10 protein-coding genes are annotated in these 16,608 nt (G+C 66.1%); 6 read left to right on the top strand and 4 right to left on the bottom strand.

Annotated elements, in window-relative coordinates:
• Positions 1-43 precede the first annotated feature (43 nt).
• The 3 genes from ACCQ07_RS20540 to ttcA form a co-directional block, all read right to left on the bottom strand.
• Positions 44-829 (bottom strand): YgjP family zinc-dependent metalloprotease, encoded by a 786-nt coding sequence (locus tag ACCQ07_RS20540; RefSeq protein WP_008577754.1) that lies wholly within the window; start codon positions 827-829, stop codon positions 44-46.
• Between the two features lie 562 nt (positions 830-1,391).
• Complete coding sequence (locus ACCQ07_RS20545; protein ID WP_003484983.1) at positions 1,392-2,297, bottom strand: recombination-associated protein RdgC; 906 nt, start codon at positions 2,295-2,297, stop codon at positions 1,392-1,394.
• Between the two features lie 63 nt (positions 2,298-2,360).
• Positions 2,361-3,278, bottom strand: a complete 918-nt coding sequence (gene ttcA, locus ACCQ07_RS20550; RefSeq protein ID WP_057680810.1) for a tRNA 2-thiocytidine(32) synthetase TtcA — start codon at positions 3,276-3,278, stop codon at positions 2,361-2,363.
• 623 nt (positions 3,279-3,901) lie between these two features.
• Between ttcA and xylA the strand changes: the two genes are divergently transcribed.
• Positions 3,902-5,239, top strand: a complete 1,338-nt coding sequence (gene xylA / locus ACCQ07_RS20555; RefSeq protein WP_372363621.1) for a xylose isomerase — start codon at positions 3,902-3,904, stop codon at positions 5,237-5,239.
• Positions 5,240-5,451: 212 nt separating this feature from the next.
• On the opposite strand, the gene ACCQ07_RS20560 is transcribed toward xylA, so the two are convergent.
• Positions 5,452-6,525 (bottom strand): LacI family DNA-binding transcriptional regulator, encoded by a 1,074-nt coding sequence (locus ACCQ07_RS20560; RefSeq protein ID WP_014091472.1) that lies wholly within the window; start codon positions 6,523-6,525, stop codon positions 5,452-5,454.
• Between the two features lie 176 nt (positions 6,526-6,701).
• Between ACCQ07_RS20560 and ACCQ07_RS20565 the strand changes: the two genes are divergently transcribed.
• From ACCQ07_RS20565 to ACCQ07_RS20585, 5 genes are read left to right on the top strand one after another with little or no spacing between them, the layout of a single operon-like run.
• Positions 6,702-8,897 carry an alpha-glucuronidase family glycosyl hydrolase gene (locus tag ACCQ07_RS20565; protein WP_372364178.1) on the top strand — a complete coding sequence of 732 codons (2,196 nt, stop codon included), beginning with the start codon at positions 6,702-6,704 and terminating at the stop codon, positions 8,895-8,897.
• Entirely contained in the window at positions 8,894-10,858 is a 1,965-nt protein-coding gene (locus tag ACCQ07_RS20570) for a sialate O-acetylesterase (RefSeq protein WP_372363622.1), read from the top strand. Before ACCQ07_RS20565 ends, ACCQ07_RS20570 begins: the two co-directional genes overlap by 4 nt.
• A gap of 11 nt (positions 10,859-10,869) precedes the next feature.
• Entirely contained in the window at positions 10,870-12,129 is a 1,260-nt protein-coding gene (manD, locus tag ACCQ07_RS20575; RefSeq protein ID WP_109291755.1) for a D-mannonate dehydratase ManD, read from the top strand.
• Positions 12,130-12,152: 23 nt separating this feature from the next.
• Positions 12,153-13,823, top strand: a complete 1,671-nt coding sequence (locus tag ACCQ07_RS20580) for a glycoside hydrolase family 43 protein (protein ID WP_039416556.1) — start codon at positions 12,153-12,155, stop codon at positions 13,821-13,823.
• Positions 13,824-13,825: 2 nt separating this feature from the next.
• Positions 13,826-16,534, top strand: a complete 2,709-nt coding sequence (locus ACCQ07_RS20585) for a glycoside hydrolase family 3 protein (RefSeq protein ID WP_372363623.1) — start codon at positions 13,826-13,828, stop codon at positions 16,532-16,534.
• The last annotated feature ends 74 nt before the right edge of the window (positions 16,535-16,608 follow it).

Raw genomic sequence — 16,608 nt, forward strand, 5'->3', positions numbered from 1 at the left:
TGTCGCGAAAGGCACGTCATCGCAGCCGCGCGCTACGCCTGCGTCACTGCACGTGCAGCAACCGGCGCAGTTGCGCCTTGAGCTGGCGGCCGTGTTCGTGGAAGTAACTGCGTTCCTCGCGCCAAGTGGGAAAACGTTGCTCCACTTCGGCCCAGAACGCAGGCGAGTGGTTGGCCTGCACCAAGTGGCAGAGCTCGTGCACCAGCACGTATTCGAACGCAGAAGGGCGACCAAGCACCAGCGCCAGGTCCAACGCCATCGAGCCATCCGGTGCGAGCGAGCCCCACTGCGAGGACATCACCTTCAGCCGCAGCCGTGCCGGTGCGCGCGGTAGGCCGGGCAGATAACCCGGCAACCAGCGGCCGACATCGGCGCGTGCCTGCGCTTCGTAGAATTCCTTCAAGGTGCGACGCAGGCCGGCATCGCCCAGGCGGGTGGGCACATGGAACTGCGCCCCGTCGTCGGTGATATCGATGCGTGCATAGCGCCCTTCGTGCCAGCTCAACGGCAGCAACGCACCGCGCAACGGCAGCTGCCCGGGCACGCCACGCTCAAGCGCAGGAAACGCATCGACCTGCTGATACCGCGACAGCTGCGTGGTCAGCCAGTCCAGATGCGCATGCAGAAACCGTTCGCCGGACATCAGGCTTGCGCGCAGCGGCAAGGTCAGCCGTGCGCCGCGCTCGTCGACGCTGAGTTTGATGCGTCGCGCACGCGGGTCGCGCACGCGCAGCACCGCGATGTCGCGGCCGTCCAGCTGCACGTGCACGCAGTCGCGTTCGACAACCTGCGAGGGCGGAACAATCAGGCGGCGGACGGGCTTGAACATGCGCACAGGATACCGCCGCGATGTGTCAGGCGGTGAGACGCATTGACTGCCGCACTCGGTGAGTGCCAGACCGTGATCGGTGTCGTCCCTGGAAGCGATTGGCCAACCGATGGATCAGTGGTGAGGCAGCTGATCTGCGACGTTGCTGCCGGGCCCTTGTCCGCCACCGCGCAGGTCACATCGCACGTATGTCCTTCACGAGAGCAGCGGAAGAACGCTTTGGTGCGGTGTTCTCAAGGCCTGCGGGACAGTTGGCGGCATGGATGCCGCCATCGAATCCCCAGCGACGGGTTCACGGCGTGTCCCGCGACGGCGGGCGGGCAAGGACTCGTCGAGTTGGCCGGTGTGCAGGGCCTTCACTTAAACGATCCGCGCCTTGTCTGGTGCGGTGCCGTTGCCGCTTGCGGGACCGTGTGGCGACTTGGATACCGCCGCCGAGCCTCCACGGATGGAGTCACGGCGTGTCCCGCGTGTGGCGAGGGCACCGCGCCCTCGACGCACCGAAAGCGTTTGATTCACGCCACGCATCGCGCCTCAACGCCGCCACCGTGCGACGTTCCGGTTACTCGGCCTTGCTCAACTTCAGCGCGGTTTCCAGCAACAGGAACAGCCGGCGGATTTCCGCGCTCATCAACGCAAAGCGTGCGTCGAGTTCGGCACGTGCGCCATCGTCTTCGCTGTGTTCGAGCTGATCCAGGGCGCCGTCGAGGAACTTGAGCTTGCGGATCACCAGATCGTCGCCGAGCACGAACGACAGATTGTCGTCCAGCACCAGCGCCAGCTTGGTGACCTGCTTGCCGGCTTCCAGGTGCTTGTCGATCTCGTCGCCGCGCAGTTCCTGGTGCTGGCACTTGACCACCGCGCCGCCTTCGATGGGGTCCTTCATTTCGCACTCTTCGCCCAGGCTCAGGCCTTCGGGCAAGGGTTCGCCGGCGATCCAGCCGGTGAGGATGGCGCGCGGGGCCACTTCGGCATTGAGCGGCAGCGCCGGGAAGCTGCCGAGCGCGCCACGGATCTCGCTCATCACGTTCTCGCCGCTCTTGCGGCTGGAGCTGTTGACCGCGATGTAGCCGTGCTGCAGGTCCAGGATGGCGTCGGTGCGCGAGCTCTTGACGAAGGCGCGCGGCAGCAGCTCATGGATCAAATCGTCCTTGAGGCGCTTGCGTGCCTTGCCACCGGGGCGGCGGCCTTCCTTTTCCTCGATCTCGGCGACTTTGCGCTCGAGCAGGTCGTTGACCACCGCGCCGGGCAGGATCTTGTCCTCGCCGCCGACGGTGAGCCACAGAAAATCTTCCAGACGGTGCGAGAGCACTTCCTGCTCGTCGCGGCCGAACGGGGAAATGAAACCGCGCGAACTCATTTCCAGCGGCCCGACCGGCTTGAGCTGCACCGGCGGCAGCAAGGTGTCGATCTGCGAAAAATCCAGGGTGGTGGGAAAGCGGAACAGGGTGAGGTTGCGAAAGAACATGCGTTGGACCGAATGAAGAAAAACGTGGAGGGTGGAAGACTGCCGGCAGCCGGAGCGGCGGCGTCAGTCGCTATCGTGGGTGGCGTGGCTGGCGGACAGCCACGCGCTGGGATCGGGATCAACATCGCTCGGCGCATCGCCGCTGCGGCCCAGCGCCAGGAAATCGAACAACGTGCGATCGGCCAATTGCTCGGGGCGGACATCGCCCAAGGCGCGGGCGATCTGCTCCACGCGGCCGGGGAACTCGCGGTCCCATTGCTGCAACAGCTTGCCGACTTGCTGGCGCTGCAGGTTTTCCTGGCTGCCGCACAGGTTGCACGGAATGATCGGGAACTGCCGCGCCTGCGCGTACGCCGCGATGTCGGCTTCGCGCACATAGGCCAGCGGGCGGATCACCACATGCGCGCCGTCGTCGCTGCGTAGCTTGGGCGCCATCGCCGCCAGCCGCGCGTGGTGAAACAGGTTCATGAAGAAGGTGGCCACGATGTCGTCGCGGTGATGGCCGAGCGCGATCTTGGTCACGCCATGCGTCTGCGCGTAGGCATACAGCGCGCCGCGCCGCAGCCGCGAGCACAGCGAACACATCGTCTTGCCGGCCGGAATCACCCGGCTGACCACCGAATAGGTGTCCTGCTCGACGATATCGAACGGCACCCCCAGCCCGCGCAGGTAGGCCGGCAGCACATGGGCGGGAAAGTCGGGCTGTTTCTGGTCCAGGTTGACCGCCACCAGGCTGAACGGCACCGGCGCCTTGCGCTGCAACTGCAGCAGCATGTCCAACAAGGTGTAGCTGTCCTTGCCGCCCGACAGACAGACCATGACCTTGTCGCCGGGTGCGATCATGCCGAAATCGGCAATCGCCTGGCCGACCTGGCGCTGCAGGCGTTTGCCCAGGCGTAGCTGTTCGCGCTGCAACCGCTGGCGCAAGTCGCGCGGTGCAGGGTCGGCCAGGGGTTGCGGCAGCGGCAGGACAGCGGTCATAAGCCGGCCATTGTAGCTGCCGGGGGCTGGCAGGCGACGGGGTTGGCTGCGCGCGGGGGTGGCACGCCGACACGCAGCCCTTGTGACGCATTGGACGTTGACGCGGCAGCGGCACGGACGGCTGCAATGGCGCCGGTCGATGCAGACCTGTTGCCTGGACATGGTGTCCTGCGGCCGTTGCCAGGTAACCACGTGCCGGCAGCCCAGGTTTTTGTCCGCAGATGCATGCAGTCGTCAGCGTGCAATGCGCACGGTAGCTGCGCGCGTTGTTGCTTGCGGGCCGCCTCCATTGACCCGCGTTGCCTGGTGCGGTGCCACAGCACAGCTCGCATCTCGCAGCGCAGCAAGCCTTTCTGCGGCAGGCTCGGTACAGTCGGCAGGTCGCTTGACCCGGGACCGGCATGGCATCTTCAGCTTCGCTACAACGCGCGGCTTTTTTCAGTCGCAGTTGTGGTAGCGCTACCATTTTTTGGCTGGATGCCGATGGCAGTCGCGCGGACGCATCGGTTGCCGGTGCCATGCGCGCTGCGCAACGCGTACGTGGCCATGGCCTGTGCGCTGATGCCGATGTCCCGGTGTAACGCTTTCCCTCTCTTCCCTCCCCTGCTGCAGGAGTTCACCCCATGAGCAACACCGTGTACATCGGCGCGAAAGAATATTTCCCCGGCATCGGCAAGATCGGCTTCGAAGGCCGCGATTCGGACAACCCGCTCGCGTTCAAGGTCTACGACGCCAACAAAACCATCGGCGACAAGACCATGGCCGAGCATCTGCGCTTTGCCGTGGCCTACTGGCACAGCTTCTGCGGCAATGGCGCCGATCCGTTCGGCCCGGGCACGCGGGCGTATCCGTGGGATGCGGGCACTACCGCGTTGAACCGTGCCGAAGCCAAGGTCGATGCGGCGTTCGAGTTCTTCACCAAGCTCGGCGTGCCGTACTACTGCTTCCACGACATCGACCTGTCGCCGGATGCCGACGACATCGGCGAGTACGAAAAGAATCTCAAGCACATGGTGGACATCGCCAAGCAACGCCAGGCCGACACCGGCATCAAGCTGTTGTGGGGCACGGCCAATCTGTTCTCGCACCCGCGCTACATGAATGGCGCCTCGACCAACCCGGACTTCAATGTCGTGGCGCGTGCGGCGGTGCAGGTCAAGGCCGCGATCGATGCGACCGTTGAACTCGGTGGCGAGAACTACGTGTTCTGGGGCGGCCGCGAAGGCTATGCCTGCCTGCACAACACGCAGATGAAGCGCGAGCAGGACAACATGGCGCGCTTCCTCACCCTGGCACGTGATTACGGCCGTGCGATTGGCTTCAAGGGCAATTTCCTGATCGAGCCCAAGCCCATGGAGCCGATGAAGCACCAGTACGATTTCGATAGCGCCACGGTGATCGGCTTCCTGCGCCAGCATGGCCTGGATCAGGACTTCAAGCTCAATATCGAAGCCAATCACGCCACGCTGTCGGGCCATAGCTTCGAGCATGACCTGCAGGTGGCATCCGATGCCGGCCTGCTCGGCAGCATCGATGCCAACCGCGGCAACCCGCAGAACGGCTGGGACACCGACCAGTTCCCGACCGATCTGTACGACACCGTCGGCGCCATGCTGGTGGTACTGCGGCAGGGCGGGCTGGCACCGGGCGGCTTGAACTTCGATGCCAAGGTGCGTCGCGAATCGTCCGACCCGCAGGACCTGTTCCTGGCCCACATCGGCGGCATGGACGCGTTCGCACGCGGGCTGGAAGTGGCCAACGCGCTGCTGACCGCCTCGCCGCTGGAACAGTGGCGCGCCGAGCGTTACGCCAGCTTCGACAGCGGCGCCGGCGCGGACTTTGCCGCAGGCAAGACCACGCTGGCCGATCTGGCCAAGCATGCAGCCGGCAATGCGCCCCAGCAGCTCAGCGGCCGCCAGGAAGCGTATGAAAACCTGATCAATCAGTATCTGACGCGTTGAGCATTGCCACTGCACGCGCTTCGCCTCACCTGGCGCGTGCAATGACCGTCTGCATTGCGACGGTGGGCCAGCTACCACTGCGGCGGCCAGCAATGGCTGCCAATGTGATGCGCGGTCACCAGAAACGTGAGCGCACACCGGCAATGCTGGTGTGTTGCATGCAAGCCTGCGAGGCGACCACATCCGGCTTGCGGCATGCAGGGGTCTGATCGCTACGTTGACTCGGCCGCATCGTCCGCTGTCGGTGCGGCCACCGAATCCCGCTTGACCAGCAGGTGCGCGACCACATGATCGACCATCCTTGCCGTACGCTCCTTGGCCCGAATCGTCTTCAGCAAGATGTCCAGCGCGGCATCGGCCATGGCGGCGATGGGCTGCTGCACGGTGGTGATTTCGGGCCACACCGCAGTGGCGGCAGAGGTGTCGTCGAACCCGACCACCGACAGATCGCGCGGCACATCCAGCCCACGCCGGTGCGCGACCGAGATTGCCGCGGCGGCCATGTCGTCGTTGCTGGCGAAGATGGCGCTGGGACGGCGTTTGCGCGCCAGCAGTTTTTCCGCGGCGACCAGGCCGGATTTGTAGGTGTAATCGCCCGGCTGCACCAGGTGCCGATCCAGGCGCAGACCGGCGTCGGCCAGCGCCGCCTGAAAGCCTTCGAAGCGCCGCGTGCTGGCCGACAGGTTCGGATGCCCGGCGATGTAGCCGATGCGCGTATGCCCCTGTGCGATCAGATGTTCGGTGATCTCTTTGGCAGCAGCGAATTCGTCGATGCGCACACACGCCACATCCGGGCTGAAATGGTTGGAGGCGATCGCCACCACCGGCACCTTGGCGCGCACCAATTCCAGCACTGCGGCCCTGGATTCGCACAAGGGCGGCGGCAGGATCACACCGGCAACGCCTTTGGCGAGCTTGCGCGCGGCCTTGCGTTCGGCATCGGCGTCCAGGTCGTCCCAGCAGTCGATCACCAGCTGAATCGACGTACGCGATGCCACCCGCAGCACGCCCAGCAGCAACTCGCGCAGGTAGGCACCGCTGGGATCGCTGTAGATCAACGCAATCCGCGTGCTCTGCGCGGCCGCCAGTGCGCTGGCGGCAAGATTGGGCGTGTAGCCCAGCTTGTCGACCGCGCGCATGACCCGTTCGCGGGTGGCATCGCGCACGCTGCCGGTGTTGTTGACCACGCGCGAGACCGTCATCGGCGAGACCTTTGCCAGCGCTGCCACCTCGTCGATGGTGGTCGCGCGGCTGGTGCGGCGGACCGATTTCCTGACCTTCTCCAAGCGTGGCCTCTTCAAATGCGTGCGAAAGCTGCGGGATGCACGGGCGCTGCTGCGGTAACGCGGACGCCGGGTGCAGGTATGACGATGCGAGCCATGGTACCGGGAAGCAGGCAGAGCGGCGATATGCGCCTGCATGCGCCGGTGACGCTCGAGCATGCCGCATGAGCCGGTCTGCAATGCAGCAGCACGACACGGGTGTCGGCGCATTTACGCTGCAGGCAGTGATGTGGGCGGCGCTGTTATGCAGTGGCCTGTTGATCGGCGCCAACGCGCATGCCGAGGATGGCTACGATCTATGGTTGCGCTACCAACCGCTGGCCAATGCCGCGCAATTGCGTGATAGTGCCAGTCAATTGGTCGTCGTTGGCGATTCGCCCACCCTGCATGCAGCACGCGATGAACTGGCGCGCGGCCTGCAGGGATTATTGGCACGCACACCGCCGCGCGTGGACGCGGTGACGCAAGATGGCGCCGTCGTCCTGGGCGCCGCCAGCGCGCCACAGATTGCCGCCATGAAGCTCGATACAGGCCAGTTGGGCCGCGATGGCTATCTGATTCGGAGCGCCGAGGTACATGGGCATCGCATCACCGCCATTGTCGGCGGCAGCGATCTCGGGGTGCTATACGGCACCTTCCACCTGTTGCGTCTGCTGCAGACCGGGCAATCGCTCGCAGCGCTGGATGTGCGCGCGTCGCCACGCTTGCAGCTGCGCATGCTCAATCATTGGGACAATCTCGATGGTCTGGTGGAGCGTGGCTATGCCGGCGCGTCGCTGTGGAACTGGCAGACGCTGCCTGGCTATCTGGATCCGCGTTACACCGACTACGCACGTGCCAATGCGTCGCTGGGCATCAATGGAACCGTGCTCAACAACGTCAACGCCAAAGCCTGGAGCCTGACGCCGCAATACCTCGACAAGGCGGCCGCCCTGGCGAAGGTGTTTCGTCCGTACGGGATTCGTGTGTTCCTCAGCGCGCGTTTCAGTGCACCGATCGAAATCGGTGGCCTGAAAACCGCCGACCCGCTGGACCCGCAGGTACGGCGCTGGTGGCGCGATACCGCCGACGCCATCTATGCGCGCATTCCGGATTTCGGCGGGTTCCTGGTCAAGGCCAACTCCGAAGGCCAGCCCGGCCCGCAGGACTATGGACGCAGCCACGCCGATGGCGCGAACCTGCTCGCGGATGCCTTGGCGCCGCACGGCGGGGTGGTGATGTGGCGCGCCTTCGTCTATTCGCATGAGCAGCCGGACGACCGCGCCAAGCAGGCCTACAGCGAGTTCGTGCCGCTGGATGGCGCGTTTGCCGACAACGTGATCGTGCAGGTGAAAAACGGGGCCATCGACTTCCAGCCACGCGAGCCGTTTCACCCATTGTTCGGTGCGATGGGCAAGACGCCATTGATGCCGGAGTTTCAGATCACCAAGGAATATCTGGGCTTTTCCACCCATCTGGCCTATCTGGGCCCGCTGTTTTCCGAGACCTTGCAAGCCGACACCTATGCGCGCGGCAAGGGCTCGACCGTTGCAAAGACAGTGGATGGCAGCTTGTTCGCCGAGAGCAAACGCACACGGCTGACCGGGATCGCCGGCGTGGCCAATATCGGCGCCGATCGCAACTGGAGCGGCTCGATCTTCGATCAGGCCAACTGGTACGCGTACGGGCGGCTGGCGTGGGACCCGCAGCTGTCGCCGCAGGCCATTGCGCAGGAATGGACGCGCATGACCTTATCCAACGATCCGGCGGTGGTCGAGCCGGTGGTCGGCATGATGCTGCGTTCGCGCGAGGCAGTGGTGGACTACATGACTCCGCTCGGTCTGCATCACCTGATGGGGCGCGGCCACCATTACGGCCCGGCGCCGTGGGATGCCGGCAGCGAACGTCCGGACTGGGATCCGGTGTATTACCACCGCGCCGACCGCAACGGGATCGGCTTCGACCGCAGCGCCAGCGGCAGCAATGCCGTTGCGCAATATGCGCCGCCGGTGGCGCGCGAGTTCGGCGATGTGCGGCGCGTGCCCGAGCCGTTGCTGCTGTGGTTCCATCATGTGCCGTGGGATCACCGCATGGCCTCCGGCAGACCGCTGTGGGACGAACTGGTGCGACGTTACGACCATGGCGTGGCCGAGGTCGCTGCGATGCGCACGACCTGGCAGCATCTGGCCGGCAAGATCGATGCACAGCGCTACCAGCAGGTCGCCGATTTTCTGGCGATCCAGCAAGGTGAGGCGCAGTGGTGGCGCGATGCCAGCATCGCCTATTTCCAGAGCGTGTCCGGGCGCCCGCTGCCTGCAGGCGTCAGCCCGCCGGCGCACCCGCTGGCGTATTACCAGGCACTGACATTTCCGTATGCACCGGGGAATCCGAAGTGAGCGCATGTCGCGTAAAGATATTGATCGGCACGCTGTCGGCGTTGCTGCTGCCGCAACTTGCGCGCGCCGCGGATGCGCCGCTGCTGCATCCGGTGTTTCAGGACCATGCGGTGCTGCAACGCGATGCGCCGATCCGCCTGTGGGGCGATGCGGCGCCGGGCACGCGTGTGACCGTGCAACTGGACAGTGCGCAGGTGCAGGCGCGCTCAGACCGGCAAGGTCACTGGGAGGCGCGCTTGCCCGCGCACGCCGCCGGCGGCCCGTACAGCCTGAAGGCCAGCACTGCCAACGGTGCGATGCAGCAGATCGATGACGTGCTGATCGGCGATGTCTGGCTGTGTTCGGGGCAATCGAACATGGAACTGCAGGTGCATCGCACGCTGGATTCGCGCAGCGAGATTGCCGATGCCGAGCACCCCAGCATCCGCATGTTCAAGGTGCCCGCGCAATCCAGCCCGACACCGCAGCGCGGTTTCGGCGGCGCTGCAACCTGGCAGCGCACCACACCGGAGACAGTGAAGGACTTTTCGGCTGCCTGTTACTACTTCGCACGCGAGTTGCAGAAGAAGGTCGACGTGCCGATGGGGTTGATCAATGCGTCATGGGGCGGGTCGCAACTGCAGGCCTGGATCGGCGACAAGGCCCTGCGTGCGGCCGGCGACGATGGTCCGGCGCTGGATGTGCTGGCGCGCTATGCAACCGACCCGGTGGCGGCCGCACCGCGGTGGGCCGCGCTGTGGGAACGCTGGTGGCGTGCCCATGGCGAAGGCGAACCGTGGCAGCCGGATGCGCCCGGCCATTGGCAGGATGCGCCGCCGGCCTTGGGCGCATGGGACGACTGGGGCGTGCCGCAACTGGTCGGCTTCAACGGCATGGTCTGGTACCGCACCAGCGTCGAGCTGACCCCGGCACAGGCCGCACAGGACGCCACGTTGCGACTCGGGCCGGTGGACGAACTGGACCAGACCTGGGTCAACGGACGCGGCGTGGGCAGCAGCTATGGCGCCGATCAACCACGTCGCTATGCGCTACCGCGCGGACTGCTGCATGCCGGGCGCAACAGCATCGTGCTCAATGTGCTCAATACCTATCGCCGCGGCGGGCTGCTGGGCGACGCGCCATCGCGCGCACTGCAATTTGCCGATGGCAGCACCGTGGCGCTGGACGCGCCCTGGCAATACCGCATCGTGCCGCAGGCAGTGGGCACGCCACCGCGCGCACCGTGGTCGTCGGCCGCCGGGCTGACCACCTTGTACAACGGCATGATCGCGCCGCTGGAACACCTGGGCCTGCGCGGCGTGCTGTGGTACCAGGGCGAATCCAATACCGGCGATGCAGCGCGTTATCCGGCCTTGCTCACTGCCTGGCAGCGCGACTGGCGGCAGCGCTTCGGTGCAGGCCTGCCGTTGCTGGTGGTGCAGTTGGCCAATTACGGCGCACCGCCTACCCAGCCGACCGACAGCGGCTGGGCGCAATTGCGCGAGGCGCAGCGACGCTTTGTGGCCAGCGACGCGAACGCAGGATTGGCGGTGGCGATCGATATCGGCGACCGCTACGACATCCATCCGGCCAACAAGCAGGAGCTGGGCCGGCGCCTGGCGCGCGCGGCGCGGCATGTGGTGTATGGCGAGGCGATTGCGCCGTCCGGCCCGGTGCCGCGCAGCGTGCAGCGCGAGCGCGACAGCGTGCGCATCGGCTTCGACGATGTCGACACCACGCTACTGAGTTACGGCAACGACGCACCGATCGGCTTCGAGCTGTGCGGCGAGGCGTCCGGCACTTGCCGCTATGCCAGCGCCACACTGCAGGGCCACGATGTCAGCGTGCGCATTCCGTCCGGCATGACCGCAACGCGCGTGCGCTACTGCTGGGCCGACAGCCCGGTGTGCACCTTGTACGACCGCAGCGGCCTGCCGGCCGGCCCGTTCGAACTTCCCATCACTGCCACCTCTTCCCCCTGAGCGAGATCACGATGTCACAGACTTCCGACTCCCCTGCACCGCTGCAAGGCTCTGCCCGCGACCGCGAGATCGTCGAGGCGCGCGTCATCGTCACCTGCCCGGGGCGCAATTTCGTCACCTTGAAGATCCGCACGCGTTCGGGCATCACCGGCGTGGGCGATGCCACCCTCAACGGCCGCGAGCTGGCGGTGGCGGCGTATCTGCAGGAACACCTGGTGCCGAACCTGATTGGTCGCGATGCCGGGCGCATCGAAGACATCTGGCAGTTCTTCTACCGCGGCGCGTACTGGCGGCGCGGACCGGTGACGATGAGCGCGATCGCCGCGGTGGACGTGGCGTTGTGGGACATCCTGGGCAAGATGGCCGGCATGCCGCTGCATCAGCTGCTTGGCGGGCGCTCGCGCGAAGGTGCGCTGGTGTACGGGCATGCCAACGGGCGCGATATCGCCGAAACCAGCGACGAAGTGGGCCGTTTCCGCGAGATGGGCTTCATCGCGATTCGCGCACAGTGCGGCGTGCCCGGCATCAAGAAGACCTACGGCATTTCAGTCGGCGGCAAGCCGTACGAACCGGCCGAAAGCGAACTGCCCACCGAAACCGTATGGTCCACGCCGCGCTACCTCGGCGTCGTGCCGCGCCTGTTCGAGCAACTGCGCGCCGACCATGGCGACGAGATCGAACTGCTGCATGACGCGCACCACCGGCTCACCCCGATCGAAGCCGCACGCCTGGGCCGCGACCTGGAGCCGTACCGGCTGTTCTGGCTGGAAGATGCCACCCCGGCGGAAAACCAGCGCGCGTTCGAGATCATTCGCCAGCACACCGTGACGCCGCTGGCAGTGGGTGAGGTATTCAACTCGATCTGGGACTGCAAGCACCTGATCGAACAGCAGCTGATCGACTACATCCGCACCACGATCGTCCACGCTGGCGGCATCACCCATGTGCGCCGGCTGGCCGATTTCGCCGCGCTGCATCAGGTGCGCACCGGCTTCCACGGCGCCACCGACCTTTCGCCGGTGTGCATGGGCGCGGCCCTGCACTTCGACACCTGGGTGCCCAACTTCGGCATCCAGGAATACATGTTCCATTCCGACGAGGCCAATGCGGTGTTCCCGCACGACTACCAATTCCGCGATGGCCGCCTGCACTGCGGCGAGACACCGGGGCATGGCGTGGACATCGACGAAGCGCTTGCAGCGAAGTATCCCTACGTGCCCAAGCAGTTGCCGATCGCGCGACTGGAAGACGGCGCGATGTGGGATTGGTGATGCGCGCGTTTTCTGCCACGTGTGTGGCCCTGCTGATGGCCTTGGCGGTGCCTGCGAACGCGCAGGCGCAGGCCGCTGCCGATGTTGCGTTCGACTGGTTCGAATACCGCGGCGACGATGCGGTGTTCGCCACGCCGCTGCCGGCCGGGCACTACCGCAATCCGGTGCTGGCCGGTTTCTACCCGGACCCCAGCATCACGCGTGTGGGAGAGCGCTATTACCTGGTCAATTCGACGTTTACCTACTTTCCGGCGATCCCGGTGCTGGAGAGCACCGATCTTGTGCATTGGACCCAGATCGGCAACGTGGTCGAACGCCGCGAGCAGCTCGACTACGACGGGCTGCGCATGTCGCGCGGCATGTATGCCGCCAGCATCCGCCATCACGACGGGCGTTTTTACGTGGTGGGTACCTCGGTCGACAGCGGTGGCAATTTCATCGCCAGTGCCAGCAATGCGGCGGGCCCATGGTCGGCATTGACGTGGCTGCCCAGCATCGACGGCATCGACCCGTCCCTGTTCTTCGATACCGATGGCAGCGCGTACCTGCTCAACAACGGCCCGCCGGAAGGCACGCCGTTGTACGACGGGCATCGCGCGATCTGGATGCAGCGCTTCGATATCGCGAAGAATGCGCCTGTCGGCCCGCGCAAGGTGCTGCTCAATGGCGGCGTGGACCTGGCCAGCAAGCCGATCTGGATCGAAGGCCCGCACCTGTATCAACGCGACGGGTGGTACTACCTCTCATGTGCGGAGGGCGGCACCGGGCCGCAGCATTCGCAGGTGGTGTTGCGCAGCCGCAACGTGTGGGGGCCGTATGCACCGGCACCGAACAACCCCATCCTGACCCAACGCGACCTGCCGGCCGGGCGCGCGCATCCGGTCAGCAACGCCGGCCACGTGGACCTGGTCGACACACCGGACGGGCAGTGGTGGGCGGTGTTTCTCGCAAGCCGTCCGTATCGCGGCGATCACTACAACACCGGGCGCGAAACGTTTTTGCTGCCGGTGCAGTGGCGCGATGGCTGGCCCTCGATCCTGCCGGCGGGACAGCCGATTCCTTACATCGCCAAGGCGCCCGCAGGCATGAAGGCAGTTGCCACGCAGGCACCATTGTCGGGCAACTTCGTCTGGCACGACGATTTCGATCAGGCCACGCTGCAACGCGAATGGCTGACCGTGCGCGTGCCAAAGCACGACGTGGCCGACCTGCGCACGCGGGCAGGCTGGTTGACGTTGCATGCCAGCAGCCAGGGGCTGGACGGTACCGGCACGCCCGCGTTTCTCGCACGCCGCCAGCAACATCTGCGTTTCACCGCCAGCACCGCACTGGAGGTCCCGACCCAGGCGGGCATCAGTGCAGGCTTGGCCGCATTTCAGAATTCGACCGCGTGGTATGCACTCGGCGCCCGTCGCGATGGCGATGCCGTCCAGGTGTTTCTGGACAAGCGCGAGGGCGCGGCCACCACCACGCTGGCGCAGACCCGCATCCCGGCCACTGCACAGCTGCGGCTGCAGATCAGCGGCGATGGTGGTGCGTATAGCTTCGCCTTCGATGCCGATGGCCGCGGCTGGCAATGGCTACGCCGCAACGACGACGCCAGCTTTCTCAGCACCGAAAAGGCCGGCGGCTTCGTCGGCAGCGTGATCGGGCCATTCGCCCAATCGCATCCCGACCGCCCTTCACAGGACTGACCATGCCTTCGCATCCGCCCGCCCCGTTTCGTTCGCTCGCGCAGGGTGTCCTGCTCGCACTGGCATGTACCGCAGGCGCTGCCCATGCCGCGACACCGCCGCCGTATCTGGATACACAACGCAGTTTCGAACAACGCGCGGCCGATCTGGTGTCGCGCATGACGCTGGAAGAAAAGGCCGCGCAGATGCAGAACGCTGCGCCGGCGATTCCGCGCCTGGGGGTGCCGGCCTACGATTGGTGGAACGAGGCGCTGCATGGCGTGGCGCGCGCCGGCGGGGCGACGGTGTTCCCGCAGGCGATCGGCATGGCCGCCACCTTCGACCTGCCGCTGATGCACGAGGTCGCCACCGCCATCAGCGACGAGGCGCGTGCCAAGCATCATCAGTTCCTGCGCCAGAACCAGCACGCGCGCTATCAGGGGCTGACCTTCTGGTCGCCGAACATCAACATCTTCCGCGATCCACGCTGGGGCCGCGGCCAGGAGACCTACGGCGAGGATCCCTTCCTCACCGCGCGCATGGGCGTGACCTTCGTGCAGGGCCTGCAGGGCGAAGGCGCCGACGCACCGAAGAACGCGCAAGGTGAGCCCTACCGCAAGCTCGACGCCACCGCCAAGCATTTCGCCGTGCACAGCGGCCCGGAAGCCGATCGTCACCACTTCGATGCGCGCCCCTCCCAGCGCGACCTGTACGAGACCTACCTGCCGGCGTTCGAGGCACTGGTCAAGGACGGCAAGGTGGATGCGGTGATGGGTGCCTACAACCGCGTGTACGGCGAGTCGGCCAGCGCCAGCAAGTTCCTGCTGCAGGATGTGCTGCGCCAGCAATGGGGCTTCAAGGGCTACGTGGTGTCCGACTGCTGGGCAATCGTGGATATCTGGAAGCACCACAAGATCGTCGCCACCCGCGAACAAGCCGCCGCGCTGGCGGTCAAGCATGGCACCGAACTGGAATGCGGGGAGGAGTATTCCACCCTGCCGGCGGCGGTCCGCCAGGGCCTGATCGACGAGGCGCAGATCGACACCGCGTTGACGACCTTGATGACCGCGCGCATGCGCCTGGGCATGTTCGATCCGCCCGGGCAGTTGCCGTGGTCGACGATTCCCGCCTCGGTCAACCAGTCGCCGGCGCACGATGCGCTGGCGCGGCGCACCGCGCGCGAATCGCTGGTGCTGCTGAAGAACGATGGCCTGTTGCCGTTGTCGCGGGCCAAGCTCAAACGCATCGCGGTGATCGGCCCCACCGCCGATGACACCATGGCACTGCTCGGCAACTACTACGGCACGCCGGCCGCGCCGGTCACCGTGCTGCAAGGTATCCGCGCCGCGGCCCCGAATGCGCAGGTGCTGTACGCGCGCGGCGCCGACCTGGTCGAGGGGCGCGACGACCCCGCCGCCACGCCGCTGATCGAACCGCAATACCTGCGGCCGTCGGCCAACTCGCCCGAACGCGGTTTGCGGGGCGAGTATTTTCGCAACCGCGATTTGTCCGGCACGCCGGCCCTGGTGCGCGTGGATGCGCAAATCGGCTTCAAATGGGACCGCGGCTCGCCGACCGACAATCTGCTGGCGCGTGGCGAGGCTGGCCCGAGCGAGGCGGTGCCGGCGGACAACTTCAGCATCCGCTGGAGCGGCCAGCTGGTTCCGCCGACCACCGGCACCTACCACCTGGAAGCAGCCGCCGACGACGGCGTGCGCCTGTACCTGGACGGCAAGCCGGTGATCGACCGTTGGAGCACCAGCGACCGCCTGCACGCCGATGGCGTCGACGTGCAGCTGCAGGCCGGCCGTGCCTACCAGGTGCGGCTGGAATACTTCGAAGGCGAGCGCGATGCCGGCGTGCGCCTGGCCTGGCGCCAACCCGGTGCCAAGCCGCCCTTGCAGGAGGCGCTGGACGTGGCGAGCAGCGCCGACGTGGTGGTCTTTGTCGGTGGCCTGACCGGCGATGTCGAAGGCGAAGAGATGAAGGTGAACTACCCCGGATTTGCCGGCGGCGACCGCACCGACCTGCGCCTGCCCAAGCCGCAGCGCGACCTGCTCGAAGCCTTGCAGGCCACCGGCAAGCCGGTGGTGGCGGTGCTCACCACCGGCTCGGCGCTGGCCATCGATTGGGCGCAGCAGCACCTGCCGGCGATCCTGCTGGCCTGGTATCCCGGCCAGCGCGGCGGCACCGCGGTGGCCGACACGCTGTTCGGCGATGCCAACCCGGGCGGCCGCTTGCCGGTGACGTTCTACAAGGAAAGCGAAACCCTGCCGGCGTTCGACGACTACGCCATGCGCGGCCGCACCTACCGCTACTTCGGCGGCACGCCGCTGTATCCGTTCGGCCACGGCCTGTCGTACACGCAGTTCGCCTATTCCGGCCTGCGCCTGGACCGCACCACCATCGCAGCCGATGGCTCGCTCACTGCCACCGTCACGGTGAAGAACACCGGCCAACGCGCAGGCGATGAGGTAGTGCAGCTGTATCTGCATCCGCTCACCCCGCAACGCGAACGTGCCGGCAAGGAATTGCACGGATTTCAACGTATCGCCCTGCAGCCGGGCGAGCAGCGCGCGTTGCATTTCACCCTCGACGCAAAGAACGCGCTGCGCATCTACGACGCGCAGCGCAAGGCGTATGCGGTGGACCCTGGCGCCTATGAAGTGCAGATCGGCGCCTCCAGTGCAGATATCCGCGCCAGGCAGCGCTTTACCGTGACCGACAAGTAACAGCCGCCCACACTCTGGCCATGCGGCCGTGGATCGACAACTTCTTCGGCCACGATTGCTGCAAATCCCCTTTC

The organism is Xanthomonas sp. NCPPB 3583 (assembly GCF_041475715.2).
Lineage (GTDB): Bacteria > Pseudomonadota > Gammaproteobacteria > Xanthomonadales > Xanthomonadaceae > Xanthomonas > Xanthomonas euvesicatoria.

Excerpts from the sequence above, each read along its gene's own strand:
- ACCQ07_RS20540 (WP_008577754.1), bottom strand. The coding sequence starts at position 829 with ATGTTCAAGCCCGTCCGCCGCCTGATTGTTCCGCCCTCGCAGGTTGTC.
- ACCQ07_RS20545 (WP_003484983.1), bottom strand. The coding sequence starts at position 2,297 with ATGTTCTTTCGCAACCTCACCCTGTTCCGCTTTCCCACCACCCTGGAT.
- ttcA (WP_057680810.1), bottom strand. The coding sequence starts at position 3,278 with ATGACCGCTGTCCTGCCGCTGCCGCAACCCCTGGCCGACCCTGCACCG.
- xylA (WP_372363621.1), top strand. The coding sequence starts at position 3,902 with ATGAGCAACACCGTGTACATCGGCGCGAAAGAATATTTCCCCGGCATC.
- ACCQ07_RS20565 (WP_372364178.1), top strand. The coding sequence starts at position 6,702 with ATGCAGCAGCACGACACGGGTGTCGGCGCATTTACGCTGCAGGCAGTG.
- manD (WP_109291755.1), top strand. The coding sequence starts at position 10,870 with ATGTCACAGACTTCCGACTCCCCTGCACCGCTGCAAGGCTCTGCCCGC.
- ACCQ07_RS20585 (WP_372363623.1), top strand. The coding sequence starts at position 13,826 with ATGCCTTCGCATCCGCCCGCCCCGTTTCGTTCGCTCGCGCAGGGTGTC.